At 40.9% G+C, this 24937-nt stretch carries 24 protein-coding genes; 6 read left to right on the top strand and 18 right to left on the bottom strand.

All coding sequences use genetic code 11. The annotated features are described in order from the left end of the window. Positions 1-138: 138 nt before the first annotated feature. From ABFX33_RS03585 to ABFX33_RS03565, 5 genes are all read right to left on the bottom strand, one after another. Positions 139-540, bottom strand: a complete 402-nt coding sequence (locus ABFX33_RS03585) for a DoxX family protein (protein ID WP_346084330.1) — start codon at positions 538-540, stop codon at positions 139-141. 12 nt (positions 541-552) lie between these two features. Continuing rightward, positions 553-1173, bottom strand: coding sequence for a hypothetical protein (locus ABFX33_RS03580; protein ID WP_077435053.1), 621 nt, complete (start codon positions 1171-1173; stop codon positions 553-555). 62 nt (positions 1174-1235) lie between these two features. Beyond that, positions 1236-1835, bottom strand: coding sequence for a Crp/Fnr family transcriptional regulator (locus tag ABFX33_RS03575; protein WP_346084329.1), 600 nt, complete (start codon positions 1833-1835; stop codon positions 1236-1238). 106 nt (positions 1836-1941) lie between these two features. Next, positions 1942-2406, bottom strand: coding sequence for a DoxX family protein (locus tag ABFX33_RS03570; RefSeq protein ID WP_346084328.1), 465 nt, complete (start codon positions 2404-2406; stop codon positions 1942-1944). Between the two features lie 93 nt (positions 2407-2499). After that, entirely contained in the window at positions 2500-3087 is a 588-nt protein-coding gene (locus ABFX33_RS03565; RefSeq protein ID WP_346084327.1) for a Crp/Fnr family transcriptional regulator, read from the bottom strand. 412 nt (positions 3088-3499) lie between these two features. Between ABFX33_RS03565 and ABFX33_RS03560 the strand changes: the two genes are divergently transcribed. Both ABFX33_RS03560 and ABFX33_RS03555 read left to right on the top strand, forming a co-directional pair. Next, complete coding sequence (locus ABFX33_RS03560) at positions 3500-4117, top strand: hypothetical protein (protein ID WP_346084326.1); 618 nt, start codon at positions 3500-3502, stop codon at positions 4115-4117. Positions 4118-4219: 102 nt separating this feature from the next. Next, positions 4220-5365, top strand: coding sequence for an acyltransferase family protein (locus tag ABFX33_RS03555; protein WP_346084325.1), 1146 nt, complete (start codon positions 4220-4222; stop codon positions 5363-5365). A 55-nt stretch (positions 5366-5420) separates the two neighbouring features. Here the strand turns inward: ABFX33_RS03555 and ABFX33_RS03550 are convergent, their stop codons facing one another. The 6 genes from ABFX33_RS03550 to ABFX33_RS03525 all read right to left on the bottom strand — a co-directional run bounded on the left by ABFX33_RS03550 (position 5421) and on the right by ABFX33_RS03525 (position 15761). Further along, a complete protein-coding gene (locus tag ABFX33_RS03550) occupies positions 5421-6971 on the bottom strand; it encodes a DUF1565 domain-containing protein (protein ID WP_346084324.1) in 1551 nt (516 codons plus the stop codon). Positions 6972-7120: 149 nt separating this feature from the next. Beyond that, a complete protein-coding gene (locus ABFX33_RS03545; RefSeq protein WP_346084322.1) occupies positions 7121-8443 on the bottom strand; it encodes an IPT/TIG domain-containing protein in 1323 nt (440 codons plus the stop codon). Between the two features lie 30 nt (positions 8444-8473). Further along, complete coding sequence (locus tag ABFX33_RS03540; protein WP_346084321.1) at positions 8474-10351, bottom strand: RagB/SusD family nutrient uptake outer membrane protein; 1878 nt, start codon at positions 10349-10351, stop codon at positions 8474-8476. 20 nt (positions 10352-10371) lie between these two features. Further along, positions 10372-13803, bottom strand: a complete 3432-nt coding sequence (locus ABFX33_RS03535; protein ID WP_346084319.1) for a TonB-dependent receptor — start codon at positions 13801-13803, stop codon at positions 10372-10374. A 100-nt stretch (positions 13804-13903) separates the two neighbouring features. Next, positions 13904-15049 carry a FecR family protein gene (locus ABFX33_RS03530; protein ID WP_346084317.1) on the bottom strand — a complete coding sequence of 382 codons (1146 nt, stop codon included), beginning with the start codon at positions 15047-15049 and terminating at the stop codon, positions 13904-13906. A gap of 142 nt (positions 15050-15191) precedes the next feature. After that, a complete protein-coding gene (locus tag ABFX33_RS03525) occupies positions 15192-15761 on the bottom strand; it encodes an RNA polymerase sigma factor (RefSeq protein ID WP_120258202.1) in 570 nt (189 codons plus the stop codon). 137 nt (positions 15762-15898) lie between these two features. Between ABFX33_RS03525 and ABFX33_RS03520 the strand changes: the two genes are divergently transcribed. Beyond that, positions 15899-16204, top strand: coding sequence for a hypothetical protein (locus ABFX33_RS03520; RefSeq protein WP_346084316.1), 306 nt, complete (start codon positions 15899-15901; stop codon positions 16202-16204). Positions 16205-16290: 86 nt separating this feature from the next. Beyond that, positions 16291-16740 (top strand): SRPBCC domain-containing protein, encoded by a 450-nt coding sequence (locus tag ABFX33_RS03515; protein WP_346084315.1) that lies wholly within the window; start codon positions 16291-16293, stop codon positions 16738-16740. 18 nt (positions 16741-16758) lie between these two features. Here the strand turns inward: ABFX33_RS03515 and ABFX33_RS03510 are convergent, their stop codons facing one another. Genes ABFX33_RS03510 through ABFX33_RS03490 form a run of 5 tightly spaced genes read right to left on the bottom strand, consistent with a single transcriptional unit; the run spans position 16759 to position 20007 of the window. Continuing rightward, positions 16759-18045, bottom strand: coding sequence for a retroviral-like aspartic protease family protein (locus ABFX33_RS03510; protein ID WP_257089668.1), 1287 nt, complete (start codon positions 18043-18045; stop codon positions 16759-16761). 12 nt (positions 18046-18057) lie between these two features. Further along, positions 18058-18471, bottom strand: a complete 414-nt coding sequence (locus ABFX33_RS03505) for a hypothetical protein (protein WP_257089670.1) — start codon at positions 18469-18471, stop codon at positions 18058-18060. Beyond that, on the bottom strand, positions 18468-18911 hold the full coding sequence (locus tag ABFX33_RS03500) for a hypothetical protein (protein WP_346084314.1): 444 nt from the start codon (positions 18909-18911) through the stop codon (positions 18468-18470). Before ABFX33_RS03500 ends, ABFX33_RS03505 begins: the two co-directional genes overlap by 4 nt. 26 nt (positions 18912-18937) lie before the next feature. Then, a complete protein-coding gene (locus ABFX33_RS03495) occupies positions 18938-19408 on the bottom strand; it encodes an anti-sigma factor (RefSeq protein ID WP_346084313.1) in 471 nt (156 codons plus the stop codon). After that, positions 19405-20007: an RNA polymerase sigma factor gene (locus ABFX33_RS03490; protein WP_346084311.1), complete on the bottom strand. Its 603-nt coding sequence runs from the start codon at positions 20005-20007 to the stop codon at positions 19405-19407. Before ABFX33_RS03490 ends, ABFX33_RS03495 begins: the two co-directional genes overlap by 4 nt. 239 nt (positions 20008-20246) lie before the next feature. Between ABFX33_RS03490 and ABFX33_RS03485 the strand changes: the two genes are divergently transcribed. After that, a complete protein-coding gene (locus ABFX33_RS03485; RefSeq protein ID WP_346084310.1) occupies positions 20247-21146 on the top strand; it encodes a DUF4421 family protein in 900 nt (299 codons plus the stop codon). A gap of 87 nt (positions 21147-21233) precedes the next feature. Here ABFX33_RS03485 and ABFX33_RS03480 read toward each other — a convergent pair whose 3' ends face one another. Continuing rightward, complete coding sequence (locus ABFX33_RS03480) at positions 21234-22289, bottom strand: SDR family oxidoreductase (RefSeq protein ID WP_346084308.1); 1056 nt, start codon at positions 22287-22289, stop codon at positions 21234-21236. An 81-nt stretch (positions 22290-22370) separates the two neighbouring features. On the opposite strand from ABFX33_RS03480, the gene ABFX33_RS03475 reads away from it, so the two are divergent. Continuing rightward, positions 22371-23162, top strand: a complete 792-nt coding sequence (locus tag ABFX33_RS03475; RefSeq protein ID WP_346084307.1) for a helix-turn-helix domain-containing protein — start codon at positions 22371-22373, stop codon at positions 23160-23162. Between the two features lie 157 nt (positions 23163-23319). On the opposite strand, the gene ABFX33_RS03470 is transcribed toward ABFX33_RS03475, so the two are convergent. After that, positions 23320-24900 carry a hypothetical protein gene (locus ABFX33_RS03470; RefSeq protein ID WP_346084306.1) on the bottom strand — a complete coding sequence of 527 codons (1581 nt, stop codon included), beginning with the start codon at positions 24898-24900 and terminating at the stop codon, positions 23320-23322. Between the last annotated feature and the right edge of the window lie 37 nt (positions 24901-24937).

Raw genomic sequence — 24937 nt, 5'->3', positions numbered from 1 at the left:
AAGAAGTAATCCGAAGAGTAAAAACATCCCCTGAGTAGTGCATGTGTGTGAGAGGGGGGACGAATAAAATGAAAGAAAATGGGCTGTCCGAAATCTTTTTGGACAGCCCATTTCTGCTTTCGAATTAATGCACTGCGATTAATCCCATTTATTATTTGTCGAAACGGCATATTTACCAGCCCCCATAAATAGAAAACTTAGTCCAATCAGCATGTAGATAACCAATAGCTCTACCGCCCAGCCCCCAAATTCATTCAATTTAAAGATATTACCGCTTTGGGCGAGACAAATCGCCGTAAGACAGTTAATGGCGAATACTACACCCGCCAAACGTATGCGTAGACCAAGGATAATCATAATCGGTGCGATGATTTCGCCGACAAATACGCCATTGGCAAAAAAGGAGGGAAGTCCGATGCTGACGATGATGTCCTTAATGAACCCGATGCCATGGATTAACTTATTGATCCCGTACACCAACATGGGACCGCCAATAGCTACTCTACTGATTAAAATGCCTAAATCAAGATTTTTTTTCATTATAATATTATTTTAAAAGTTGTGTTTTACAAAAGCGCCAATATTTTCCAGTGTTTTTTTACTGTTATTAAATTGGTCAAAATTGGATGCCAGTCCGTACATAAGCTTGTCCTGTTTTAAGCCCAGCCGTATAAATTGAAGTCCACGCTGGTACATTTTGGTATTTACATTACCGATAGCAAGTACACTGAAATAGGCCTGTTTCTGTGCGGTTAAATAGGGAGTATACTCAAATGATAAGGACTGTTCGAGCGTAAATCCTTTTTGATAGGTAGTGCCTATAGCGTAAGAAAAAGACTGGGTAGGCTTGCTCACGCGATATTGTACAAACGCGCTAAAGAAGGCTCCGGGATTTTTCATTCCAAAAGCTGCATTCAATGTGAATCGTTTACTAACCGTATAGGAAGCCGTATTTCTGATAAAAAAGATGTTTTCTTTATCGGTTGTATATTCTGTGTCAAAAAGCGATAGATTGTTGATTTTTATTTTGTCACTGATCTTGTAACTGACCTGATGCATATAGAAGTATGAACGATGTCCCAGGACGACCTCAGGTGTGTAGGATAGTTGCTGAGCATGTGTGGCCACAGCAACCAAGGTAGAAAGTGCAAGTGTAATAGCTATTGTCTTCATGTTCTCTCGTTTGAATTACGAGCAAAACTAGACAAGGCGGAGGGGATAAAAATTAAGAAATCTTAAGAAAGACGTGACAGGTGTTTTTTTCTCAAATAACTTAGGTATTCGACCGTAATCCCAAGATAAGAAGCAATCATATATTGCGGAAACCGTTGTTCAATTGTAGGATAGTCCGAGATAAATTTGCGGTATTTGGTATACGCATCAGAGCGTACATTTTCGAAAGTACGTTCCTGTAAATTTACATAGGCATGCTGAATTTTCAATCGCCAAAACTCGGATAGGGCAGGCACTTCTTTATACAATATTTCCAGATGGCGTTTGCTGATCTGTATGAGTGTGGTATCCTCGTTTGCACGGATATATAGGCGAGATGGTAATTCACTCAGGTAGCTATATAGATCATTGATCCACCACTGTTCTATCCCGAGTTGCACAATATGTTCTTTGCCATTCTCCTCCATATAATAGGCATATAGACTTCCTTTTACAATGAATCGCATATGTTTGGAAATCTGCCCCTCCTGAAGAACAAACTCTTTCCGTTTTACAACTTTTACTTCCAATTTTGGGAGAATGGACAGTATATCCGCTTCAGTGAGTGGCACAATCTCTTTGAAATGGTCGATCAATAGCGAACTGATAGCGTCTAAATTCATATCTCTTGATTAAAAACACCGACAGGCTTTATTGCAAAAATATCGCTTTTGTGGGTGCCTAAATAAGACGCAAATTTAAGCAAATTTAGTGTTGATCACGACTGTTTCAGGACTTTGAACCCCATAATTTATCCAGCGCATATCTGCCACCACCTTGTAGGATGAGTGCGAGACAGATCCCCAAGACCAACAAATGGTATTCAAAACCCTCAGCACCAGCCGGCATTTTTCCAAACCAGTTCATAAAAAAACCATGTGCGGCGTGATCGACTACAATCATACCAATAAATAGAAAAAAAATAGCAATACTGGTGAGTCTGGTCAAAAAGCCCAATAGGATAAAAAATGTTCCCAGACACTCAACTGCAATTGCGCTTACGGCTAAGAACATCGGGAGATTGACATGACTGGTCATGTACGCAATTTCTCCTTGCAATCCGGGGCCGTCAAACCAACCAAATAATTTTTGGGCTGCATGGGGAAATAGCACTAGCCCCAATGTTAGCCGCAAAATAAAGGCTGTCCAGCTATTGTCTGTTGACAGAATCCATTGTTTAATCTTTTTGTTCATCTTACTATGGTTTATGATGAACAAATTTAATTGGAAATTAACTTGTCAACCTGTGCTATTTGATAAATAAAACCGGTGCGATTTATCACAGATTTAGCTGTTTTTATACTGTTGTCCTTTGAGTCTACTCAGCGATTCCCTTGTAATACCAAGAAAAGAGGCGATATGTTGCTGGGAGATACGTTGTTCAAACCATTGATAACATTTCATAAACTCAAGATACCTTTCCTCAGCTGTTTTCTGCTGAAATAGTATTCTTTTCTGGAGGGAAACGAAGGCTTTTAGAAATATTTTCCGAAAATAGCTTTCTAAGGCTGGTATTTCCATAAACAGTTCTTCCAGCTTGCATTTTTCTATTAAGAATACCTCCGTATCTTCCAATGCATCGATATTGTAAACCGAAGGCTGAGCTTGCAAGGTACTATACCAATCTGAAATCCACCAGTTCTCAAAAGCAAATTGCACGGTATTCTCGCGGCCGGTTGGGCTAACCTCATATTGCCGCAGGGCGCCTTTGATCACAAAACACTCCCGTGTGCAGATCGTTCCCTCTTGTAGTAAATATTGCCGGCGGCGTATTTTTTTGTAGGTCAATGCTGCGCAAAAGCGTTCTTTCTCTTCCTCTGATAAGATACTGTGTTGACTGATATGATGTAGTATACTGTCGTAAACGATTGACATAAAGGGGTATGGTTCATGTTTTCTCAAATATAATGAATAGCTGCTGTATCCTAAATAGACTAAGATCTATTTTTTACATTCTACAAAGTGTACCACTTCCCTGGAATAATAAATGACGTTTTTAAAATGAGTTTATGCGGATTGTAAATATTCGTGTTAATATCGCTCCATACGCTGTATATTTGGATATCTTTTACCGTTGGTTTAAGATAGAAAATGAAAAGATAATTTTGGGCAATTTTCCATGAAGCTATTTAGTTCTAGACATACAAGTATTCTTTCTTTACTGTTTTTATCGACACTGTTATATTCTTGTCAATCTCAGGATCCAGCGGTTGTATTCTTGGACAAATTAGATCTTAGCTTTGATGTCTCAACCTTTTATGCGCCGAAAATAAAAAAAACGGAATCCATGTTAGCTTCTGATGTGAAAGAGATGGATAAGAAGGCGTTAAAAGAGGCTTTTGAAACAGCCATGTTTAAGAAAGATACAATCGCGATTTTTGATAGTGAAGGAAGTTTGCCGACCCCCTTTTACCTGGAGTCTACCTCCGGCTGGGAGACCAAGAAGCTAAAACCGGAAAAATATTATGGTTACCGGTATACCACGGTGTCTTATAATGAAGACAAAGATACCTTGGCCATGTTGAATGGTGTCGCTTTTCCTGCGCTAGCGATGGCGGAAAATAAGGATGGTAAATTTGCTTATTTATATGCGACTAAAACATCAAAAAATAAAACTGATTACCAGAGTCTTCAGGATTTTCTACAAAAAACATACACAGCCCTCAACATAGCAGAAGAAGCGGGTTCAGGGATAAAAGGCTGGGAAAGTCCAGATTTTTATTATTTCTTAACGAAGAAAGATCGAACGGAGGAGGAGATTTTCTCCTTTGGTGAACCCGAGGAAGATAAGCCCACCACGACAGCTATTTCAGAAATACTTTTGGAAATTTTTAGTAAGGAATATATTCAGGATATGCGGAAGGAGCAGGTCTATCTGAGAGACTACATTCCCCTTGTCAAATAAGAAAAGATTAGTTTGAACGACGATTATACAGCATTTTTTGAAATTTGTTTATATTTACGTCTTTGTTTTTAGGAAATCAATCAAACTAATCTTACCCTTTCTATGCCCGATACAAGAGTCTCTACCTCTGCATATGCTGATACCAAACCGCATTATAACGTGCTTGATGGTTTACGCGGTGTTGCAGCTATCACAGTAGTATGTTTTCACATTTTCGAAGCCTTTGCAACCAGCCATCTGGATCAACGTATTAACCACGGTTACCTCGCGGTCGATTTTTTCTTTATGTTATCTGGATTTGTCGTCGGTTATGCGTATGATGATCGTTGGGGAACGATGACGACAATGGATTTTATCAAACGCCGGATTATACGGCTACATCCCATGGTTATTATGGGGGCCATCATTGGTGCTGTCCTATTCTATTTTCAGGGTTGTTCGGTCTGGGACGTATCCAAAGTGACTGTTTCGGCTTTATTGCTAGCGACGGTATTAAATGCACTGTTGATCCCTGCTCTCCCCGGACATGAAGTAAGAGGCTTGGGTGAGATGTTCCCGCTCAATGGTCCGAGTTGGTCCTTGTTTTTTGAATATATCGGTAATATCCTTTATGTTTTGATCATCCGTAAATTTTCAACAAAAGCACTTGGTGGACTTGTGGTCGCTGCAGGCTGTGGATTAGCCATATTTGCGATCTGGGGTCCTTTGGGCGATATTTGTGCAGGGTTTTCGCTGACCGGAACAGAATTTACAGCGGGATCCCTACGTCTTTTATTCTCCTTTACAGCCGGACTGTTTTTATCGCGCGTATTTAAACCTTTTCGGATTAAAGGTGCATTTTGGATCTGTAGTATTATCCTTGTTTCACTTTTGGCGATTCCTCGTATCGGGGGAGCTGAAAATCTCTGGATGAATGGACTCTATGATACGCTGTGCTGTGTGCTGGTTTTTCCACTGCTAGTTGTTCTGGGGGCTTCCGGAAAAGGGGGCAGTTTTACAAACAAACTGTCTAAATTCTTGGGAGATATCTCTTACCCTTTGTATATGGTGCACTATCCTTTTATCTATTTGTATTACGCTTGGGTGAAAAATGAAAACCTCAATTTTGAGCAATCATTGCCCGGTGCTGCTGCGGTCGTAATCGGTAGTATTTTGCTCGCTTATAGTTGTTTAAAATTATACGATATCCCTGTGCGAAAATATCTGACCCAGCGATTTTTAAAATCAAAGGGAAAGAATTCAAATTAAGCGTAGAATAGGCCAGTCAAGTTCGTGTTGACTGGCCTATTTTCTTTTTAAACGATTATTTTTGAAATGCTCCAATCGCAATGCGATTTGCTTCTGATCTTGCCTTTCCGCTCAAATCCAATACGCCATTGATCGCTTGACTAATAAAATTTCCTTTGTCAAGGGCAGGAGATGAATCCCTTAATCCAAAATCTGCTTGTGTCGTTGATATAAACCCCGGATCCTGTCCAAAGATCGCATGCGTATCGCCAATAAGGGTTGATTTCCAGGTTTGTTGATCCCGGATGACTTTCCCATTCCATATCCACTGATCATCTCCGGTACTGAAGTATAAATTGTAGTCAATCGCATTGGATTTACCTGTATTGGTGTATTTATGAATAAATACGCTATTGGGCTTGGCAACAATAATATTATTTTGGATGATGTTGTCTATACAGTTCTCCACAAGTCGTATTTCACCTTCAATTTCATCAAAATATCCTTTGTCGATATTGTTGTGAAATAGGGTATTATTCACAACATAACACTTCCACGTACCACCACCGCTGTAATTTAAATAGCCACCCAGGCTTATCCCCGCGAGTGAGTTGCTATAGACCTCGTTATTTCTTACAATACAGTCACGTGTGGGAAAATTGTCGGTTTCACTTACTAGGCCGATTCCGCGCCCACAGCGATAGACACTGTTTCTTTCAACAATGATATCCCGGGCTCCGTCGATGTAAATTCCAATGGCCCCGTTATGCTCAGCAAATGCAGGGATAGGACCAGATCTACCATCAATATCATAAACTTCGTTTTGGCTGATCAATCCGTTACGTACATAGTTCAGGTTTGCTGTAGCATTGGCGGCATATCCTCCAGCTGCAACAATGCCGATATTTTCGCCATTGTATACCTTGTTCCGTCTGATAATAAAGCCATCGACATATCCATTGATGGTGAGGTTTTCGGAGTAACCGGTATTGCAGTCATGGATCGTATTATCCTCCACAATAATATCCTGTAAGGCCTCGGTGGTATTGCCGATGACCAGAATACCATGCCCACTTCTGCCATCTTGTGGGCTGGCATTGTTCTCGATATGATGAACCCTATTATTTCGTATGGTTATGTTTTTTGAACCCTGGTCAATAATAATCCCATTCACATCATTGCCCTTGGCTTGTGTTTTAAAATTTCGGATTTCAAAACCGTCAAACTGAATAAATCGGGCATTTCTGATCGTTACCAATGCTTCTGTGCCGGAGATGGATAGTCCTTCGCCATCAATGGCCACAGCTTCATTGGGATAGGGCTTTATCGTAATGAGTTTTGCTGAACTTCCCGATTTTGAAATCAATAGTTTCTCATGGTAGGCGCCTTCACGCACAAAAATGGTGTCGCCCGGTGATATTGCATCTAAAGCGCGTGAGATAGTACGAAAAGGTTTGCTCTCGGTACCTTTGTTCTGGTCATTACCGGTGACCGAAACGTACCTGCTTTTTTGAGGGGTTGAGTCGGTCTGAATAGGTTCGAGATGATCTCTATGACCGCATGCCGCGCACAATAGCAAACCTTGCAATAGTGCGTAGCTCAAGGAAAATAAGCGCTTAAAAATCATATAAAGTCATTTGAAATTTGAAGAAGCTGTCGGAGACATAAAAGCGGAGCTTCTGAGGATGCATAAATTGAAAAGATCTTGTCAGGGATACAAACAAAAATCAAGAAAAAAAGGGGTGTCCGATGGTTCTATTTCGGACACCCGCTAGGTTATTCTGATATAATCTTCCGGACACTATTATTTTTCTTGTCGATGACATAGACTGTACCATTTTTATCTACAGCCACACCTTCAGGCACGTTAAATGATGCAGCCTCGCCGACGGCGTTTGTAAAACCTGCGATGTTAGATCCTGCAAATGTACTTACCTGGAATGTTTTGCCATCCACAAAACGAACGCTTTGATCGGGAGAGCCGCTATCGCCACCGGCAGTACCATTTCCGGCAACATACACATTGTTTTGGCCGTCAGCCGCAATACCCCAAGGGAGTGCAAATTCAGCCGCCGTACTAACACCATTTTTATAACCATATTTACCGGAACCGACAAAGATGGTGGGCTTCCAGGTTTTGGGGTCATATTTTCTGATTTGGTTGTCGCCATGTAGACAGATGTATAGGCTGCCATCCGGACCGCAGGCCATACCTGCTGGAAAATTCAATCCATCGATGACGGTCGTTGCTGCTGTACCATCTGTATTTAATTGATAAATAGGAGCAGGGGAGGTCACAGAATTATAGTATAGCTTTTTTGACACGCGGTCATAAGCAATAAACCAAGGCTCTCTTGCGGCCCAGGCGACAACCTTTGCCGTCCCATCGGGTGTTATCTTGCGGATATCCCAATTTCCCGGATCAACAGCGTATAAGTTCCCCTGTTCATCGATGGTTAATCCATAAGGGAGGCTGAAGCGTGCTTCACCGCCTTTTCCGTCCGCCATACCGGCATTACTAGGGGATCCGGCTAAGGTACTTACGTTTCCGGCAGGATCGATTTTACGGATACAGTGGTTGCCAGGGTCAGTGACATAGACATTTAACGCATCATCTACAGCAATACCGCCACTGCGATACCAGGACTCACCACCAAAATTGAACTTCGCATCAGCACCTTTTCCGTTGAGGAAGCCTGCTGTACCATTGCCCGCCAAGGTACTGACCGTTCTTTTGTAGATATAGCTGTAGCTATCTTTGGATGTCCCAGTTATCCCCCCAATAGCGACTTCAATAGGTCCGCTACCAGCTCTTTTAGGGATGATGGCCATGATTTGGGTGCCATTTGCGCCAATGACTTTTAACGGTATACCATTGAGTTTAACGGAAATCGCAGCTGTGTCCGTTGTAAAGTTCTCGCCATTGATCAGAACTTCTGTTCCATAGACACCTTGCTTTGGAAGGAAGTCCGTGACAACAATGGCCGCATTGGGATCATGTGTTGCACCCATATGATCTTTCTTACATGAAAATATTCCCGCCAATATCGCAAAGGATAGGAGAGGGAAAACTAAATTCCTTTTATATATTAATTTCATAAATAGTAAAAGTTAAAATTCAAACCTTAATTACCAGCCTGGATTTTGAACAAGCGCCGAGTTCTTGTCGATATCATCCTGTAAAATAGGGAACATATACATTTTATCATCCCAGTATCTGTTTTGTAATAAGTTTCTCTTATAGAAGTCCTGATAAAAAAATCCCTGATTGTTATCGTTTGAAGCGATACTCATCCGGTATATTGCCCGGGAGGCAGGATTTCCCATCATCAGTCTGCGGATTAGGGTAAAATAACGGTCGCCTTCAAAAGCTAACTCGATTTGTCGCTCGCGGAGAATCCATTTACGTTGTTCGTCTTTATTGCCTACCACCTGCGGATAGACTGCTTCCAACTTAGGTAAACCGGCCCGTTGACGTATCAGGTTCAGATAGGTCAGAATATCGGGATGGCTCGGATTAACTTCATTTAGCGATTCGGCATAATTTAAATAGATTTCGGCCAAACGGATATGAATATACGGACGATATGCGGGACGATCCTGGCGAATATTAGTGGCTGGACTGACATTTTTCTGTGCAAGGTATCCTGTTTTATCGGCACTATTTGAATTCTGGACCAAACCAGCTTTTCCCGAATAATAAAACTCGGCTCTTCCGCGTCCATCCTTGTTGCCGTCCGACGAAAAGAAGTTGCGGTCATCGGCTGTCGGTGCGGGTAGGATAGGCTTACCATTGTAGAGAATATTGACGTAAAATCGCGCTTCCCGGTTTACATACATATTTGAATTGCCAGCGATGTAACCTCTATTGACGCCATCGCGGCTTTTGCCCCAGTCGGCTGGATCATGTGTTGCTACGAAACCATCCTCCCGATAACCAGAACTGGGATCGTCAATAGTCTTGCCATTGCGCATCAGGTGGGCATCCACCACATTTTGTGTGGCATTCATCATCGCAATTCCACCGGGTTCAGGTGCACTTCGTTTCTCATGTCCCCATTGCCAGGTGTCCGCTTTGTGCGTGGAAAAAATAATCTCACTATTCCAGTTGGTTAAAAAGAGGTTACGGAAAGACAGGTAAGGATCGAATTTTGAATCTCCTTCATCCAGATTGGTAAAGAGCTTATAGGCATTTAAGTCAATAACAGCTTTTGCAGCATCAGCAGCCAATTGCCATTTATTGGCATCGTTTTGCAGTGGGGCAAGTGCCTTACCATCTTTGTTTTTGAAATTTGCAAAACGTGGATTTCCATTCCATAAGGGACTTGCAGCCCATAGCGCCACCTGTGATTTTATGGCCAAACAGGTTCCTTTGCTTGGACGGCCATAATTGGACGAGGCGGACCATACCACAGGAAGTTCTGCTGCAGCAAGATCCATCATGCTATTGATGTAATCGACGCATTCCTGAAATGAATTGCGGGGATATTTGTTGAAATCTTCGTTCAAACCCAACGTCCCTTTCAACAATACCGCCGGGCCATATTGACGTAGCAATTTCCAATAGTACCAGCCCCGCAGAAACCTTGCTTCGGCTTTGTATTGTACTTTAAGTTCTGTACTCAATGCGCCTTCAGGAACTTTGTCGATGTTTTCCTCAAAAATAAATGACTGCCTAATGGCAGTGTATGCGTTATTCCAATAATGCTGCCAGTACATGCTTTGTGCATTCCAGTTCCCTACAGCCATTTGCCGAACGTTCACAACGGGTATATTACATGAGGTTTCATCGCTGGCACCAAGGGTCGTAAAATCGTCTACTGGTGTTTCGATATAACTATAGATCTGGTTTAAGTAAGATTCTGCATTGGCTCGGGTCTCCCAAACCATGTCTGAAGTGAGGAGGTTATCCGGTTTTTTGTCCAAATAATTACAGCTTTGCATATTTTGGCATAAGGCTAGCGCTAATAGACCTGATGCAATATATTTTGGTGATATCTGTTTCATGGTTATTGTATAGATTTAGATTAAAACTGTGCCCGAACGCCGAAGGTGATCATACGATTTAATGGATATTTGGCACCGTTGCTTCCCAATTCGGGATCCCAGAGCTTGAATTTGCTAAATGTCAGGAGGTTTTGACCCGATGAATAGACATAAAGTGACGTGAAACCAAGTTTGTCCAATTCTTTTGCTTTAATAGTATAGCCCAAAGAAGCCTGTTTCATGCGTATATAAGCCCCATCTTTTAACCAATGTGTACTGTTGATGTAATTGTTGTCACTGCCGCTGGCCATTGTCAGGCGCGGGTAGTAAGCATCCTGACGTGGATTTTCTGTGGTCCAACGGTCTTCAACAATGGACATGGTATTGTTGGGGTAGATTCCCAGACCCGAAAAAGGGAGGACTCCGACACCATTGACCCCCATGCCTTTTCCGGGAATTTCGCTACCATTGGCCATGATACCTACGTCAGCAACCCCTTGAAAGAATAGGGAAAGGTCAAAGTTTTTATACGAAACAGAAAAACCGGCACCATATAGCCACGAAGGAAACCAGGATTTTCCAAGGTAGGTTCTGTCATAAGGATCAATTATATTATCGTCCTCGGCATTTAAGTTTTTGTAACGGATATCTCCCGGTGATACTGGGCTAAACTTTTGCTGCGGGGCGGATTCTATCTCTTCTTTGCTCGTAAAGTAGCCCAAGGCAATATGCCCTTGGTATTCGCCAAAGCGTGTTCCCGTCATTGATTGATAACCATAACGTCTGACTGGCTCATCCGCAAATACTATTTTATTGCGGCTATAGGTGACGTTACCAAAAAGGCGGAGACCAACCTCTCCAAATTTATCGTTGTATTCAATGCTGGCATCCATACCCTTATTGTCCATCTCTCCTATATTGGCATAAACAAAAAGACTGTTATAACCGGCAATGGAAGAAATGGATTGTCTTCGGATCAGAATATTTTTCCGACGTTCGGCAAAACCATCAAAGATTAGATTAAGTTTATTCCATAATCCGATTTCAAGACCGATCCCGGTTTTATAGGATTTTTCCCAGGTGAGATTTTCTACACCCAATATTCTCTCCGTTTTTCCGCCAACCCAACTTCCATTGAGACCAAAACCTGTAGAGCCACCATCACCGATCTGTGTTAAGTAGGGAAAGCGATCGCCTGCTCCAATATTGTCGTTTCCAACAATACCATAAGATCCCCGAAGCTTTAATAAACTAAATGTCTTTTTCAAAGGCTCAAAAAAATCTTCATTGGAAATCACCCAGCCAGCCGAAGCGGAAGGAAACAGGCCAAACTTATTGCCCTTCTCGAAATTTTCAGATCCCGTATAGCCCGCGTTAACTTCTACAAGGTATTTATCACGAAATCCGTAGTTAATCCTTCCGGCGAGACTTTGATTGCGATAGGGGATGGATCCAACAACGTCACCTGCCAAACTGACCAAACGGTTACGCATATTATAAAGAAACATCCCACCGATTTTGTGATCATTGAAGGTCCGGTCATAATTTAAATTACCTTCAAGATACATAACGCGTTGGCCGAAAGATTCTTTACTATAGTCCAAAAATTGCTGACCGACTCTGCTTTGGTTAAAAATGAATTCCCCTTCAGGTGTTCTGCCCGTCGCCTGCCATAAATCATTTTTCCCTGAGCGACGGTTGTTGAATTCACCATAACTATCAAATGAGAACCGGGCATAGGCAGATAATCCTTCCGTAATTGCGTCTAATTTTTGATTAATGGTCAGTACCGACTGCACAATGGGTTTAAATTCGCTGGAATAACCATTGTTTTGTACTTCATTTAATGGGTTTGCGCCACCACCACTCAGTGGTCCGGCCCATTTACCGTCCGGATATTGAATCGGATAGGCAACGGGCGTGGTCGCATAGGCCAAATACCACAAATCACCGGCACCGATACCGGGGTAGCGGGAGTTAACCAACATCCCCGTTAAGTTGAGCTGAACGGAGGTGGTTTTTGATAAATTGACATCCACATTACTCCGGAAATCATAGCGTTTGAAATCGAGATTAGGATTGTAATTGTTTAAGTTACGGACCTTATAAGGGCCTGTTTGATTATAGTACGATCCCGAAATATAATATTTCATCGATTCACCACCACCGGTAATATTGATGTTAGCATTGGTGAGCATGGAATTCTTCTTATAGACTTCATCAATCCAGTTTACATTCGGGTACATATAAGGATCCAGTCCACTTTTCGTTTTTTGGATCAACTCATCAGAATAGGTTGGGGTCGAGCCCATATTTTTTCTTGCTTCATTCTGCAGTTCCATATATTTTACGCCATCCAGCATTTGTGGCGTTTTTGTAAAACCTGAGAAGCCTGTTTCTGCCTTAAAGGAAATCTTTGGTTTACCGGCAACACCTCTTTTCGTGGTAATAATCAAAACACCGTTGGCGCCCTTAGCTCCATACATGGCCGTAGATGAAGCATCTTTCAATAGGGAAATACTGGAAATATCTTCGGGATCAATATTATTGAAAGAGCCACCGAAACCGCCATTGACATCATCACGTTGCACACCATCGATGATAATTAGTGGAGACGAATTACCGGCGTAGGTCCCGATCCCACGGATTGTAAAATTTGAATTGTCATAACCGGGTTCACCGCTTGATTGCACGGAGATAATACCGGCGACTTTACCTGCTAAAGCATTTGATAAATTGGGAACCGGTGTACGCATATCGGCCATATTGACCGAACTTACGGCACCCGTGACATTGATTTTTTTCTGTGTACCATAACCTACAACAACAACATCGTCCAGATTATTATTGGCCAATGCCAAGGTGATATTTAAATGGTCCTTGTTATCTGCTGGTCGTTCAATAGGCTCATAGCCTACGTATGTAAATGTTAACATCACCTGACCTGATCCGGAGGGTGGGGCGATGGTAAAATTTCCCTTGCCGTCGGTTGTCGTTGTGATCTGGGTATTTTTTATACGTACAGTTACGCCAGCTAATGGGTTTCCCTGTTGATCTGTGACTGAGCCATTGATCGCTTTCTGATTTTCGGTAACCTCTGCGGTACGAGCTACCCCAGTCGATTCTTTTGGACGTATTATTAAGGTCTTTTTGATGACCTCAAACTCAAGTGCCTGATTTCGAAACAGGGCTGTCAGCGCTTCATTTAATGTGGCATTCTCCAGATTAAGCGTGACAGGGTTTGCTTTCTTGATCAGCTTTGAATCATAAAGCAGATCAAGCTGAGCCTGTTTGCTGATTTCTGCGAGAACAAGATCGACCTTACTATTTTTAAAATGTAGGTTCATTTTTTGGCTATAAACCGGAGTTTTAGCCTGAACAACGCCAAAAAATGCGAGCAGTAGATAGAACTTCATAATCAATAGGGTCTTAATTAAGAACATATGCTGTTCTTTTCCCGGTATTATTTTCATAATTTTGTTAAGAATTAAAAGGTTAATTAATTTTTGACAGAAAATTTTTAAACTCTATTCGTAGCCGGGATGTGACAGCATCCCGGCTTAAGTTTTCGATTTATCTTTTTGTGACGTAGATCCTCCTTTCCACAATTTTAAATTTGACTGATTTGGTTAATTCGAGAAGTGATAAGATCTCTTCAATATTTTCTCTTCGGGAGACTTTCATTTTGAGGTTTACATCATCCCAGTCCTTTCCCTCGAATATTACTTCGGCGTCGTACCATTGCGCTACGTCCGCCATAATGGTTTTGATATTTTCATCTTTGTAAATAAAATAATTGTTCTTCCAGGCGATTTCGGATTCAGCATCAAATTGATCTATCTGAACTCCTGAGGCAGATATCTTTGCACGCTCGCCAGGTTTGAGCATCGTATGGCCAGCTTTTGACGTTAGACTTACTGATCCCTGGAGCAGGGCGACTTTTGCAAGATGGAGGTTATCCCTATCGGATACATTAAATTTGGTGCCCAGTACCCGGATTCCAAATCCATTACCTGCTACAATAAAAGGTTTGTGTTTTGATTCTGCAACTTCGAAGTAAGCTTCTCCCTTGACCTGAACGAGACGACGGTCAGCAGCAAAATGCTCCGGGAAAATCAGGCTACTCTCGGCGTTGAGCCATACTTTGGTACCATCTTCTAAATTGATCTGATATTTACCGCCTTTGGGGGTTGCTAAGGTGACAAGTTGAGATTCCATATTTTTTTTCTCTGTCTTTGCCTGATAACTAATAATGCCTTTCTGGTCAATTTTGAACAACAGCTTTCCAAAAGGAACGGTGTCTCCAACCTGCTGTTGCTGTAGGTCTAGGCTGCTGCCATCTGAATTTTTCAAAGAGGCCTTTTCTGCACCAGGATTCAGGTATGCCCGCTGATTTGTGACTTGTAGGTCGGCATTTCGAGCTTTAAAAAAGTAATATCCGGCAATGCTGGAAACTGCCAATAAGAAAGAGGCGGCATAGGGGAGGTAACGACGGAAAATGCTTATTTTTTTTGTATTGCCAGCTTCTGTCTGAATAAGTTGTTCTACGTTGCGCTTAATCTGTGTTTCTATATTTTCTGCAGGGCCGAATTTATCTTCGTCCCAAGTATCATCATGATATGCATCCAAGAGCCTGTCGTCTACTTCACGCAGTTCATCTTCAGCCGATTTCTTGCGCAAAATTTTCTTGATTAAGTCTATAATTTCAGGTTTTTTCATGAAATCTATAATTGATTCGTTCTTATAGAGTTCATTTTTTCAATTAGCCCCCAAAAGGAATTACACTTTTTTTTAAAAAGAAAATATAAAAGAGTCTTTATTAGATTGTATTTATTGTAATTGATTGTATTTTAGCTTCTTGTTAGAAAAAGAAAATCTGAAAAAAGATGTGCATATTCTGCATACCTTGTTTTAATCGTTTCAATGCAATAGAAATTTGGTTTTCTACTGTTTTTACGGAAATATTCAGCTTCTCAGCAATCTCCTTATGGCTTAGCTGCTCCATTCTGCTGAGGTAAAAGATCTCCTTACATTTGTCAGGAAGCTGGTTGATCATTTGATCCAGATAATCCAGCAGTTCGCTGTATTCCAATTTTAACAATGGGTTGAAGGAATCAACATAGTCCTCATCTAAATCTTTCAATTCGACATAATCCATTTTCTTTTTGACATTTCGGAACACTTCGTAACGAATGCAGCCAAATAGATAGGTTTTGATGGAATATTTAAGATTTATTTTCTCTCTGTTCCGCCATATATTGATAAATACATTTTGGACAAGTTCCTGACAGACTTCGGGATCCTGCATCGTGACAGACGCTGTTTTGAACAGTGGTTGCCAAAAGCGATGCATCAGGTGTTGTAGCGCGCGTTCCTCACCTTGACAAACTGATTCAAAAATTTGCTGATCCGAACAGGCGGAGAAATTCATAGTTTAATTCTGTTTACAATAGGTATCCCACAAAACCTTCTCAAAGTAAGTATAAAATAACAATAAAACAAAATCTAATCCGCCAGTGCCATGATCTGTAAGTGGGTATAATTTAGTTCTTATGGAAATCGAGTTTTATGAAAGGCGATATACCGGTTTTATTTGATAAAGTGAGGGGAAAAGGAGTCTATTTTTTGGGAAGAATGGCGAGCAATTTAAAGTCCCCGTTAGATAGCGATCTAGGCCATTTTTTAGTTGCTTCCTATAAGGCAAGGAAAACAGATTTGATATCTCTACAGGGAATTCTAAAAAAAAACAAGGTTATCCCAATTGTAACATGTGGATATTTCGCTCCCCATTTGCCGTTCAGATCAAGGTCTGAGATATTGATGGTTGTTGATCAAAAATCTTTTGTTTATCAGGAAATTACTATTTTTAAATAAGGATGCCGTATCCTGAAATTGATCAAAATTTGATAATGTATCCATTTGAATAAATAGATACATTATCGATCACAAAATATAGAGAAATGAAGAAGAATTTTGCAAAGGCAGAAATGTTTATCCGGAAAGATGTTGCTGAAGTGTTTCAGGCGATGGTAGATCCTGCGATTACAACTAAAATCTGGTTTACTAAGAGTACGGGAAAATTAGAAAAGGGAAAGACTATTGAATGGGAATGGGAGATGTATAACCATAAGGTCAATGTTGAGGTACTGGAGATTGTCGAAAACCAAACAATTATTTTCAATTGGCGTAATCACGACAGCCCATCCATCGTTGAATGGAAATTCAAAAAAATTACAGGGGGAACCTTTGTCTCGGTTACAAATACATTCGAACATGCAACAACAGAGGCCCTCATTGCTGAGGTGCGCGATAGTACTGAAGGATTTACACTCGTTTTGGCCAATCTGAAAGCATATCTGGAATTTAATATTCTGCTTAATCTGGTAGGAGATAGGTTCCCTGAAATGTAGGCTGCCTGAACATTGAGATTATAATGAGGATTGTTTTCGAAGATATGACTTTCGGATACGATAGCCTATAAAGAGCAGCAGTCCGATGATCAAAATGACAATTAACATCCTTACCAGTTTAAACTTATTGTATGCGCTGTAGTTGTCATTTTGGTATTTGTTTGCTTTCAGATATATTTTTCCGTTGCGATTATCTAGGATAAAATTAAATTGATTCAATATTTTATTGCCCAATAAGCTTTGCTTGGCATTCGGATAATCGGGATTATTGGCATTGGTTACAATGTTTTTAAATACTTGGTCCCCGATTTTGAGCTCCGGAATGACAATGATCTTTTTTCCGCCAAAAGAAAATAGCGAATGATATTTGTTCCAAAGACCATAGCGATTTGTAAAATCGTCCCCAATAAGCATACTGCCATCCCGACCAGTATCAAATAGAAAATGGAAGGGGTAATCCTGTTCTCCGACTTTGATATTGACTTCAAATCGGGGGCGATGTTGGAAATAGTCAACATCGTGAACTTGATAGCCCTGTAGGTCTTTGTTTATCTGATCACTTAGGATCATAATCTTTTTCTCGTAATCAACTTCGATAATCTTGTCCCGGAACAGTGAATTTCCGATGATCATATCTTCACCCTCCGCTAGATTTCGAATTTGTACCAATGGAACTTTATCCCAGTGCAATCCACCAATTTCCAAACTATTGATACTAGCACTGGGCTCATTGTTTGTTCCATCCGTATTCTGGACACTGATGTGACCATCAAATTTGACAGCCGCTTTTGCCCGAGATTGCTCACTGAGGCAGGTGATACCCGCTCCCAGATCAAACATGATTGTCAAGTTTTTATAGCCATTGAGGCTTCCCTTAAAATAAAGACGACTATTTTTCATAAAAAAGGGAATGGTATCCGAGGATTGTATCGCTGGCTTAGATTGTACGGTAGGATTTAATAGTTGCTCATAATTGGCCGATATGCGCGTCAGCATACGATCTCGTCCATTCAGTAATATGATAAAATCATAGGTTTTACCATACGTAGTCGTAAAAGAAATGGAATCCTTATTCGTAATAAATGTGATCTTACGTGCTGCTCTCGGCACCTGTGTATAGTAAATATCAGGTGCCGTTGTTGGGCTCAATTTCCATACATCCTTAGCTAATAGCTTTCCATCACGGATACTAACCATGGGCTTGCTGGCCTGAATCACAGGCAGATTTTGTTGGCCTTGAGTTTTGGCGAGCATAAACACAGCAAAACTCAAACTAAGGGCGAGAAGCTGTGTTGTTATTTTCATCTGTTTTATGCTTTAGTTGCGCAGCTCGCTTCCCTTTGTAATAAAATCTGTAAGCAATTTATAGTCGTCTTTCATGAGGGCATATGCAGTCCGGTCAAACTGATTGCGATTTGCGATGACTTTCAGATTGGTCTCATCCATATAGAGCTTGTAACGGGGACCATTAACGGATGATACTATCGCCGTATCTCCCGACAAAACCAAAGATTTACCTGCTTTTTTACTCCAGCTTTTAATGTATTGGCCAATTGACGCCGATTTTGCCTTTGGAAAGCTTGCCGTTAAGGTACAGAGTGGACCGATCTCATCATAAACAACGGCAGTTCTAGACTGATTGGGAGCGAATTGGTCGAATAGCTGTTTGCCGGATGCAAATAAGCCAATACATAGCATAGCTATTGCGATAAGGGTGTAATTTGTTTTCATGATTGATTTTTATTTTTTCGGATGAAATAATAGACGAGCAAACCGAATGCTAAGCTTATACTCAAGATAATAGCTGAGTGAAAGCCGAGAGGTTGTGTAAAATAACATAACGTAAGTCCAACAGAGCCAGCTAATAAAACACAGCACCAGCTTAAGGCTTGTTCTACAAGATTATTTTCTTTCGGAAGGATCTCAGTAACGATCTCCAAAGGTGCATTCCTTTCAATCAGGGTTCTACGCAGACGATCGTTTAGGAATAGCTTGACAAGCTTGAGCAAAAAAGAGGAAGCGATCCAGATGGACAGCAAAACAGCAATCGCGTTGAGCGAGAAAAAAACAACTTCTTTATCTGCCATTACTGAAGCAGCTTGTTGTGCAGCTATTGTCGGCATAGTGTTGACTGTAAGCAGTATCAATGTTAAGTTCAAAATGCGTTTCATACAATTGATTTTATAGTATATCAGACCTACCAATCCAACTTAGGTTGCAAAGAATCTGTTTTTTTTATGATGGTGTTCATTTTTTGGCGATATCGGATGAGGGATAGTACGGTCTGTACGCTGATTAAAGAAAGCGGTAGGAGGGCAAAGAAATAACGTAAAATATTGGGAAGCTGAATAAATAACGCGATAAATTGTTTCCCGTAGATAACAGCAGCAACTGTAACCAATAACCCTCCTAAGCTTGCCGCAAGAAGGACTGCCCAATGAATTGGGGCCCTTTGGGGAATTAGCATACCGACAATATAATCGGGTAGATCAGGATCAAAGCTTGCCATGGGTAATTTCTGGATAGTGGAGTTGATCAACTGATAGTTTTCAAATTTGATTCTGCATGCTGCACAGGTGGAAATATGATCCATTTCTAATCTTGTTGTATCGTCAGTGGAATCAGCAAGTGCCTGCAACTGTTCTTCTGTTAAATGTGTACTGTTCATAGTTCCTCTCTTTTTTGTGATTTGAGTAGAATATCTTTTAATTGTCTGCGTGCACGAAACAAATAAGACTTTATCGTACCCTCCGGTAATTGAGTGATTTCAGAAATCTCCTGTAGACTCAGTTCCTGTTGGTAATGTAACCCGATCAGTGTCTGATATAATGCGGAGAGCTGTGCCACAGCCTGTGCTATTGTCTGGCTGAGTTCGCGCGCAAAAAGCCTATTTTCTGTTTCGTTGCTGGCTGCTTGTACCATTTTATAATCTGTATAAGACGAATCAGCATTTTCAAAAAAACTTTCCATGAGGATAGGACGTTTTTTCTGCAGATAATGCAAACAGGTATTATAGGTAATCTGTCCGATCCAGGTCGATAATTTGCTCTGAAAACGAAATTTTCTTAGATTATTGTGAACTTTAATATAGACATCCTGTATAATGTCCCTACGATCTGCAGCGATTGGGATCATTTTGTAAACCAAATGCGCGACGAGCTTCTCATGATCAACGATAAGCTTGCGGAAAGCATGCGGATCCCGTTGGAGGATCTGAGAGACGAGTTCCCGGTCTGCTTGACGTTGTATAGCTGTTTCTGTGTTCACGGACAAATAAGACCCATAAGTGAAATTTAGGTTGCAATAATTTAAAAATAAATATTTTAAATTATTTATCTAACTGATTTTTAGTTTGTTTTGTTTTCTAGTTTCATGGGATTTCTTTGTTGGAAATAAAGACGGGGATGAGACCTACTCAGGAGCTCATTGTTTTTACGCGATAAGCTGTATATTCACGGGATAGATTCATACAGATTGTACTATTGAAAACTTTATGCCCATTACTGATGCGGAGGAATTTATTGCTGCTCTTTATCCTATGTTTATGCTGCCTTTACACAAAGGGACAGGAAATAGACACAACATTTATTTATACCTATCCCAATGCATCCTGGATAACGAGTTATCTCTCTACAAGTGCGGTCAATATGACCACTGAAGACAAAACTTTTGAACCGAATAACCCTTTGAAAATCGGAGTGGGATTGGGGATTCGGAATACAATGATTAATTTTCTTGTGGGCACAAAGATTGTTTCATTAAAAGACAAGACATACGGTAAAACGAGTTCGACAGACTTTCAGGTGCATCGCTATGGTCGAAAATTTGTAACAGATATCTATTTTCAGCGTTATAAAGGATTCTTTGCCATGGATGGAAAAGATACTCAGCTTTTTCCGGCGATGAAAATCAGTCAGATGGGACTCGAGCAGACTTATGTGTTCAACCATACACGATTTTCATTAAAAGCAGCCTTTGAACGAAGCGAGCGACAGCTTCAGAGTGCAGGAAGCTTCCTGTTAGGAGCCAATGTGTATTGGCATCAACTACGGGATTTTGAAGGCTTTGATGGTAATTTTGTGCAAAATCTCGACAATCTTCAAGTCGGAGCACAAGGAGGGTATGCGCATTCCTGGGTTCTGGGGCAGCATTGGCTCATCACTGCATATACAACGATTGGTTTTAACATTGGAAACGATGTCGAAAATTTCCGGAACTTTCGTTTTAAAGTATACCCAACTGTACTGGCCAGGACAGTGGCCAGTTATACCAAGAATGATTGGTCTTTCACCTATGGAATGATGATCAATAATAAAATGAACTTTTTTGAGACAAAAAAGGACTATACAGTCACGAATGTAAATCTACAGTTGTCTGTAACCAGACAAATTAATTTTTCATTTTAATCTTTCGGACATCTGGCAGCTTGAAATACTAGACTTCATTTCCTGTTTCATGGCTGCCTTTATTGCTACCATGAAACAGGTTTATCTTTAAGGAATGATCTGTTTGTTCCGCATCTCATCGAATAAGCGAAAAAACATCTGCTCGGTATCTATGTACTCATGGAAACCGAATCTTCGTGCTTTGCTACCGTCTGCAAAAAAGTCGTAATCCCAGGAGAAGACAAAGTCGCCGAATGCCCATGCAGATACTTCCTGATAATTATAATTCAATCCCTGTTGTTGCTGTATGTCTGCCCATATATTTTCTTTATCGGACATCATCGTTTGCAGGTTTAGGGGTAGGGGCGTGTCGACTTCCATATTAAAGTATTTTGCAATTTTGGGCCAGAGATCTTTCCAGCGAAATAAATCGCCATTGTTAATATTAAAAGCCTGATTGGCCGCTTGAGGTTCTGTTGCTGCCCACACCGTTGCCTTTGCCAATAAAGTAGCGTCTGTCATCTCGAGTAAGGTGTCGTATGCGCCAATCTTGCCCGGAAAACGAAGCGGTATATTTAATTTTTTGGAAATAGTGGCATATACAGCTATCAGCAGTGCAAGGTTCATCGGGTTTCCGGGGGTCGTTCCGCCCACAACCGATGGCCGGATAGCGGACCAGGTCCACTGCTTGCCAATTTGTTGCTGTTGAAGGTATTGTAGCTGGCTGGTATTAAATTCAGGTGGCATATGACCAGCGTCAGATTCTTTGGCTGGTGTTTTAAATGGGCCGAGGTGGGCGCCATAAACCTTATAACCTTGCATAAGACTAACATGTTGCAGGGATTTGGCTACTGGCTCAATCGCCGTTATTACATTGACCAACATCCTCAAATTAGGCTCGACCAATGCTGCCCAGCTATCTTTGTCCTGATAGGCAGCATAAAAGATATGCGTTACATTGGTTAATGCACTTAGTTTGTTAACTGTGTCTGTTAAATCCAGTAAATCTACAGCAACATAACGAACATGGTCATGATCGGTTCCGCCACGACGGGACAGTCCGATAATATCCCAGTTACCAAGACTGCTAAGATGTTCAATAAGATTTGTGCTGATTACTCCATTTGCACCCACAATCAATGCTGTATTTTTTATAGTTTCCATATGAATTGCTTTTTAACAAAATTAGTGTTGCTTTGAATCCAAGAGCGGTAAAAATCGGCTATAATTTTGTAAATTTCTGGAATGGAACGCTATCGACAATTTGAACCTATCCTGATCTCGGAATTTAAATCCAGTGCTTGGACACATCCGGAGCATAATCACAATCACTACGAACTTATCTTTATTTTAAGCGGGGAGGGAAGCCATGTGATCAATGGCTACGCAGTACCTTATCAAAGTGATGCCGTTTTTTTTATCGGACCAGAAGAGTATCACTATTTTGATATTAGAAAGGAGACGCATTTTATTTATTTAAAATTTACCGATGCCTACATCTATCGGACCACAGCCGAATCGGGTAATTTAACCCGTCAATTGGAGTATTTAATAAAAAGCAGGGAAACTCATCAACATGGATTCCCACTTCTTGCGGCTGATCTACAAACTGTTCGTCTGTTGTTTAATGTAATTGCGTCCCTAAAACACGATATCTTTGCGAATCAGGATTTAATATGGCATCAGCTGCTCTGCATTTCAATGCTGTTGGCAAGAAATATGCCCGAATTACAAATGGATGGACCTAGAAGTCGCGATTTACAGGCCATGTTTTGTTATATTCATAAAAACATATATACACCAAATCTGTTGAGATCCCAGGTTATGGCCCCTCATTTCAATATTGCGGCTGATTATTTGGGTACCTATTTCAAACGTCATGTTGGTATGACGATAAGGACTTATATCCATCAATATCGGAATAGACTTATTCGGCAACGCATAGCCGCCGGAAGAATGATTTTAAAAGAAATTGCCGAAGAATTTGGATTGACAGATGTCAGTCATCTGACCAAGATCCTGGGGAAAGAGGTTTAAAGAAAAATAACAAAGCCAGCAAAAACAACTTATGTTTTTGCTGGCTTTGTTATGCTGCCATCTCAGATAGGATTACACATAGACTGTGCGATTGTTGTTATCGCTAGTTAGTCATGCATATACTATCGAGCTACGTTTATCATGTATACCCTGGTAATTAATTACAAGGTATTTTCTTCTTGCCGGCACCCACACCTTTAATCACGGTTCTACCATCAACAAGTTGGGTAACTTTCACTGCATTACTTTGTGTACCATTCCACGGGAAAGTATTGAATGTATTACCATTCGTCAATACAAGCGGATACAACTCACCACCGGAAGTCTTGCTACCAAACATGGTCACCTGGCCAGTTCTGCTGATCACAAGTTTAATCAACGGTTTTGTGGCTGTACCTCTCAAGTCATAGATGTTGCCAACTCTTCTATTTGTTTCAACGTCGGTTCCCTCATATTTGCTTCCATCTGCAAATTGAATATTTTGTCTTGAAGATGCACCTGCATTCTGGAACTGAATTTCCTGTGTTGCCAGTTTGATACCGTTTACTTCCATATTGAAAGCGTTGTCCAATTCAGTAATATCAAATACAAAACCATAATCTGCCACAGGTGCGGTAAAACTGCGCTCAATTGTTTTACCATTCGCATAGAATACACCATCTTTTCTAATTCCTTTTACGCCGCCAGAGGTTGTTTCGGGATAACTCCAGTTTAGTCCATCACTTGTCACGTCCTGTGTACAGGTCTTGAAATTAAGTTTAAGGTCATATTTCTGCCCTGGATTGATCTTCACATTTGGAATGTTAAAATTCGATTTGGTTTCACCATCGATCGTTAGCGTTCCTAAGTTAAGTGTTCCCGTGCTAGTCCCTGGGTGGATCAATAGGGAAGGAGCACTAACAACTGTACGTAAACCAGTACCTAAACTGGGAAATTGTGCCAATACACCCGAATTGTTCAGCCCATTGTAAGTAAGAGCTTCATTAGATAATTTGAAGTTCGCTGTAGAATGGCTTGGTTTGAAGACAGCATTTTCAAGTTTGGTGATTGCACCTGTCATGTTCGGATCCATTGTCAAGGTCGTGGTTATCTGACTAAAACGGTGTTTTAACACAACATTCAAGTTGTTTACACCCACATTCAATTTTAAGTTACCTGTAAAAAACATTAAATCTCCGCTGATATTGTCTAAACTCGCCGAAGATAGTTTGTTTTGGTTATTGATATTGGGTACTGTGCTTGTACTGTTAATGGAATAGGCAATGAAAGTATAGGTTTTCCCTGCGTCAAGAACGATACCCGCTGCAGTTGATTCACCGCCATAGCTGTACGTCTTTTCAGTAACATAGGTACCTTGGTTGTCATAAACAACAACTTTATACTTGATATCTTTGTCCAGTGGTTTTTCTGTTACACTTGCAGCGGCGAGTTTCGGGCTCGATGCAGCAACTAATCCTTTCTTTACAGCCGCCGCTGAGCTGTTAGTCAAAACAACATCAATGGAGCAACCGTTACCAAAAGGGACGGTCATTTCCTGAACATCTGATATACTGCTTGACGCAAGGGACGCTTTTGCAGATCCCTGTTTTTGACCTACAGTGTTACCATCGTTCTCAGTATAGGCTTCAACACCCTGTAGATTGATCTTAACGACTGTTTCTCCTGTTAAATCTGTAGTTTCACCACTCTTTTTACAAGAGTAGAGGCTTGAGCCCGTTAGTACAATGCACGTTAGCATTAGTATATTTTTCAGATTACGATAAGACTTTAAATTC

Origin of the sequence: Sphingobacterium ginsenosidimutans (assembly GCF_039536865.1) — a bacterium.
GTDB classification, from domain to species: Bacteria; Bacteroidota; Bacteroidia; order Sphingobacteriales; family Sphingobacteriaceae; genus Sphingobacterium; species Sphingobacterium detergens.
Note: the sequence above shows the minus strand (reverse complement) of the source record. Positions and strands in the feature narration are given on the sequence as shown.

What these genes read in the sequence shown, in the direction of transcription:
- ABFX33_RS03485 (WP_346084310.1), top strand. Translation starts at nt 20,247, where the DNA reads ATGCGGAGGAATTTATTGCTGCTCTTTATCCTATGTTTATGCTGCCTT.
- ABFX33_RS03525 (WP_120258202.1), bottom strand. Translation starts at nt 15,761, where the DNA reads ATGAATTTCTCCGCCTGTTCGGATCAGCAAATTTTTGAATCAGTTTGT.
- ABFX33_RS03570 (WP_346084328.1), bottom strand. Translation starts at nt 2,406, where the DNA reads ATGAACAAAAAGATTAAACAATGGATTCTGTCAACAGACAATAGCTGG.
- ABFX33_RS03500 (WP_346084314.1), bottom strand. Translation starts at nt 18,911, where the DNA reads ATGAAACGCATTTTGAACTTAACATTGATACTGCTTACAGTCAACACT.
- ABFX33_RS03520 (WP_346084316.1), top strand. Translation starts at nt 15,899, where the DNA reads ATGAAAGGCGATATACCGGTTTTATTTGATAAAGTGAGGGGAAAAGGA.
- ABFX33_RS03510 (WP_257089668.1), bottom strand. Translation starts at nt 18,045, where the DNA reads ATGAAAATAACAACACAGCTTCTCGCCCTTAGTTTGAGTTTTGCTGTG.
- ABFX33_RS03515 (WP_346084315.1), top strand. Translation starts at nt 16,291, where the DNA reads ATGAAGAAGAATTTTGCAAAGGCAGAAATGTTTATCCGGAAAGATGTT.
- ABFX33_RS03540 (WP_346084321.1), bottom strand. Translation starts at nt 10,351, where the DNA reads ATGAAACAGATATCACCAAAATATATTGCATCAGGTCTATTAGCGCTA.
- ABFX33_RS03560 (WP_346084326.1), top strand. Translation starts at nt 3,500, where the DNA reads ATGTTAGCTTCTGATGTGAAAGAGATGGATAAGAAGGCGTTAAAAGAG.
- ABFX33_RS03565 (WP_346084327.1), bottom strand. Translation starts at nt 3,087, where the DNA reads ATGTCAATCGTTTACGACAGTATACTACATCATATCAGTCAACACAGT.
- ABFX33_RS03575 (WP_346084329.1), bottom strand. Translation starts at nt 1,835, where the DNA reads ATGAATTTAGACGCTATCAGTTCGCTATTGATCGACCATTTCAAAGAG.
- ABFX33_RS03545 (WP_346084322.1), bottom strand. Translation starts at nt 8,443, where the DNA reads ATGAAATTAATATATAAAAGGAATTTAGTTTTCCCTCTCCTATCCTTT.
- ABFX33_RS03550 (WP_346084324.1), bottom strand. Translation starts at nt 6,971, where the DNA reads ATGATTTTTAAGCGCTTATTTTCCTTGAGCTACGCACTATTGCAAGGT.
- ABFX33_RS03475 (WP_346084307.1), top strand. Translation starts at nt 22,371, where the DNA reads ATGGAACGCTATCGACAATTTGAACCTATCCTGATCTCGGAATTTAAA.
- ABFX33_RS03580 (WP_077435053.1), bottom strand. Translation starts at nt 1,173, where the DNA reads ATGAAGACAATAGCTATTACACTTGCACTTTCTACCTTGGTTGCTGTG.
- ABFX33_RS03530 (WP_346084317.1), bottom strand. Translation starts at nt 15,049, where the DNA reads ATGAAAAAACCTGAAATTATAGACTTAATCAAGAAAATTTTGCGCAAG.
- ABFX33_RS03470 (WP_346084306.1), bottom strand. Translation starts at nt 24,900, where the DNA reads ATGCTAACGTGCATTGTACTAACGGGCTCAAGCCTCTACTCTTGTAAA.
- ABFX33_RS03505 (WP_257089670.1), bottom strand. Translation starts at nt 18,471, where the DNA reads ATGAAAACAAATTACACCCTTATCGCAATAGCTATGCTATGTATTGGC.
- ABFX33_RS03535 (WP_346084319.1), bottom strand. Translation starts at nt 13,803, where the DNA reads ATGAAAATAATACCGGGAAAAGAACAGCATATGTTCTTAATTAAGACC.
- ABFX33_RS03585 (WP_346084330.1), bottom strand. Translation starts at nt 540, where the DNA reads ATGAAAAAAAATCTTGATTTAGGCATTTTAATCAGTAGAGTAGCTATT.
- ABFX33_RS03555 (WP_346084325.1), top strand. Translation starts at nt 4,220, where the DNA reads ATGCCCGATACAAGAGTCTCTACCTCTGCATATGCTGATACCAAACCG.
- ABFX33_RS03495 (WP_346084313.1), bottom strand. Translation starts at nt 19,408, where the DNA reads ATGAACAGTACACATTTAACAGAAGAACAGTTGCAGGCACTTGCTGAT.
- ABFX33_RS03480 (WP_346084308.1), bottom strand. Translation starts at nt 22,289, where the DNA reads ATGGAAACTATAAAAAATACAGCATTGATTGTGGGTGCAAATGGAGTA.